Annotated in this window: 3 protein-coding genes and 3 pseudogenes; 2 read left to right on the forward strand and 4 right to left on the reverse strand. The window is 38.7% G+C overall.

What is annotated here, in order from left to right:
• The first annotated feature begins 123 nt into the window (after positions 1–123).
• Complete coding sequence (locus BHV83_RS21830; protein ID WP_370686462.1) at positions 124–390, forward strand: site-specific integrase; 267 nt, start codon at positions 124–126, stop codon at positions 388–390.
• A 283-nt stretch (positions 391–673) separates the two neighbouring features.
• On the opposite strand, the pseudogene BHV83_RS00225 reads toward BHV83_RS21830, so the two are convergent.
• From BHV83_RS00225 to BHV83_RS00235, 3 genes and pseudogenes are all read right to left on the reverse strand, one after another.
• Positions 674–967: pseudogene (locus tag BHV83_RS00225) on the reverse strand (helix-turn-helix domain-containing protein).
• A gap of 53 nt (positions 968–1020) precedes the next feature.
• Positions 1021–1314, reverse strand: coding sequence for a DUF3876 domain-containing protein (locus BHV83_RS00230; protein WP_005649906.1), 294 nt, complete (start codon positions 1312–1314; stop codon positions 1021–1023).
• Positions 1301–1613, reverse strand: a pseudogene (locus tag BHV83_RS00235) (helix-turn-helix domain-containing protein). Before BHV83_RS00235 ends, BHV83_RS00230 begins: the two are co-directional and overlap by 14 nt.
• Positions 1614–1841: 228 nt before the next feature.
• Between BHV83_RS00235 and BHV83_RS00240 the strand changes: the two are divergent.
• A pseudogene (locus BHV83_RS00240) lies at positions 1842–2606 on the forward strand (LuxR C-terminal-related transcriptional regulator).
• Here the strand turns inward: BHV83_RS00240 and BHV83_RS00245 are convergent.
• A complete protein-coding gene (locus BHV83_RS00245) occupies positions 2607–3200 on the reverse strand; it encodes a phosphoglycerate mutase family protein (protein ID WP_172676543.1) in 594 nt (197 codons plus the stop codon).
• Positions 3201–3239 lie beyond the last annotated feature (39 nt).

Below are 3239 nucleotides of genomic sequence, written 5' to 3' on the forward strand. Positions count from 1 at the left end.
CCGCTTTGTTCCTATCGGTAAAAATTCGGTTACCTGCCGTTGTTTCCGAAACAGGCGGCTAACAGTCTGGTAACTGAAACGTCGCAATATTTTGTTGTCCTTTGCAGGAATGTCTGTTCTGCAATTCTTGAAAAATGCTTAATTATAAACGTTTTACGTTTAATTCTCGTCATTCTGTTTTTTATTGCATTTCTAAATATTACTTACACAGCCCGTCATAGCTATGCCACAAGCATTTGCCTTGCAAATGGCGTGAGTATGGAGAATGTTGCTAAGATGTTAGGTCATGCAGATACAAGCGTAACAAAACACTATGCAAGGGTATTGGATCAGAATATTTTCAAGGATATGCAAAAAGTAAATAGCTGCCTGTCGGAATTGGCTATATAATAAAAATAGTAGCTAATATTGAAAAAGGATTGGGAAGAATGAATTTCATTTTCTCAATCCTTTTCTTTTATAGTAAGTTTTCCAGAACTCAATATGAAGCATTGACAAAGGTAAGTTCCGTATTTAGCCTGTTCAAGTCCGAGCCTTCGGTTTAGATGAAAATCTTCCTCTCACTATGTTCGAGCGTATTTTCATCTAAAGACTTGCACAGACTAAATACTTCACTGGAAAAGTCAATGATTCAAATTAAATTCCGAAAAACAATGTTTTTGGGCTTGGCAGGTTACTCTTTCCAGCTTTCAAAGTAGTGCTTTTGAAGCAGTTTATCAATATCGCTTTGGCGATAGATGATTTTACCTTTTATCTGGATAAAGGGGATTAGTCCTGTATCTCACCACACCTGCAAGGTTCGCAAACTGACATTTAGTTTCTTGGAAACCTCATTATTAAAAAGAAAACGTTCCCCGTTAAGGTGGGGCTTGTAATGTTTGACAATAGATTCAATGCTGTCCAGCATCGAATCGAGCGAAGAAATAAATTCTTTGACTTGTGGGGTATCTTTATTTATTAGTTCCATGATTGAAAGATTGTTTTATTGAAATATTGATTTCAAGATGGCTAGATGGCTGATTAGTTGCGCAGATAGTCACCCAACGATGAAATACTAAGTATATCTTTTGCCGAATCATAATCTATATAGAGCCGTTTAGACGCAATGGCAATAAAATACTGGCTACCATCTTGCTGTATCTCATAAGTAGCGGGTGAAGCCTGTTTGGTAGTTTCCGATACATATATAATAGAAAAGAGATACTCTTTGTCGCTCCAATAGATGATAACCGTGGGATTCAAATTAACACTTTCCCATGTGCCGACAATGAAAAATAGGTTGAAAGACGGGTAATCTTCTTTAGTTCTTTTCATAAGGCATAATTTGTTTGGGTGATTGATTTTGTGTTTCACTGTTCGCAATAATTCTTTCAATATCGGAAGACTTATAATAAATTTTGCTGCCGATTTGAGAATAAGCCAGCCGTCCACTACTACGGTAATATTACAGTGTTCGTTTACTAAAGCCCAACAACAGACACACTTCCTGACTATCCATCCAGCCAGTTTTCTACTTTCTGGATATGAGTGCTGCACAAACTTTCTATTGCAAACTCGGTGAATCGTTCGCAGACATACGAAAAGGTTCTCTTTTCAATGGTTACTACTTCCATACTTTTAATTTTTAATGGTTTATAAAACGTGTTGATTCTATTTTCATCGGCAAATGAAAATAGAATCAAGAGCCGTTTTCAAAACTGTCTGAAAGTGGTATATCCTGTCTATCTCTGGCTCAATTCATTTGGAATATACTCATAGGATATTCTTTTTTTTGAACGTATTTACATAGAAAGTCAAATGGAAATAGAGATACGAAAAGATTTATCGCTTATCTTTGCCACATGACTACCAATAAGATAACTCCCGAAAAATTATGGGCAAGACAGCAGATCAGCCCGCTAGATGTGGACTATGATTCGTGGAATGAACGCAGGGCCTCCATACAGGCATTCTCACAAATGAGCCAGAGTTGTATCTTTACGGTAGATGTTTTCAAAGAACGATACGATTTTGCATCCGATAACTTTGCGACTATCTTCGGATATAACCCTATATGGATAAAGACTATTCGTAAACAGGGCGATTTGCAGGAGGAACGGATTCACCCTGACGACCGGACGCAACTCATCGAACACCAGATTGAACACGGATAGTTCATCTATTCACTTCCGCAGGAACAGAGGAATGATTATCAGCAGATATTCCAAATTCGTATGCTGAATGCCCAGCAGGAATATGTGAATGTTATCAGTCGCCACCAAGTGATTCAGAAAGACAAGAACGGAAAGGCGTGGATGATTATGGGAGTGATGGATCTTTCACCTGACCAAACACCTATGGAGCGAATTAAGCGAACGATTATTAATCGGAAGACGGGTGAGATACTTGCATCGGCAGTTGTTCCGGCAGACCAACAATTAACCAAGCGGGAAAAGGAAATACTTTTATTAATCCGACAGGGCTTTTTGAGCAAGGAAATTGCTTATAAACTGAACCTTAGTATTTACATGGTGAACAATCACCGCAAGAATATATTGGCAACACTGAATGTCGATAATGTGATCGAAGCCATCAACCGGGCAGAAAGTTTCGGTATTCTCTATTGATTATGGCAACCAATCCAAGCTATTTGTTAGCGGATTGGTTTTTCTCCATTGTTCCAGTTCTTCGTAACTACGAACTCCACCCACGAAAACAGCATGATAGATTTCTATGCCGGGAATCTGTACCCCATCCGGCACATCGAATTTAATTTGAAGGATAGTATTCTTGATTTCAGGAGTAAGTCGGTTCGTTATGGCAGCAGTTACTTTTTCTACCACACCATCATATTTTGAGCCTTTACGAATATGAATCATGTCGAACTTCCACGTGTTCATGTCCTCATCTTCGTAGATGGAGTGCCATTCGATGCACTCTTCTTCTGTCTGAATTAGATTTTTAAATTGGATTTCCTTTAAAGAGAGCTGTTCGGCAAGTTCCTGCATCACAGAAAAGCTGGCTGCAATATCCAATGTATCGGTATATATATGCAGGTCTATATCCCTACTCTTTGCCAACAGACCGGATTTGAGTGAGCCTACCAAATGAACGGTTGCCCCAATACGTTCCCATGCCGGGATAATACCGGTATGTTCCAATATATTCCAAGCGGTTTGCTGATTATGTAGGGCAAGTTCAAGAATATCCATATCGTTCATTTTGAGCATGCAAAGATACAAAACTTATGGATATATAGC

This window comes from Parabacteroides sp. merdae-related_45_40, assembly GCF_001915675.1.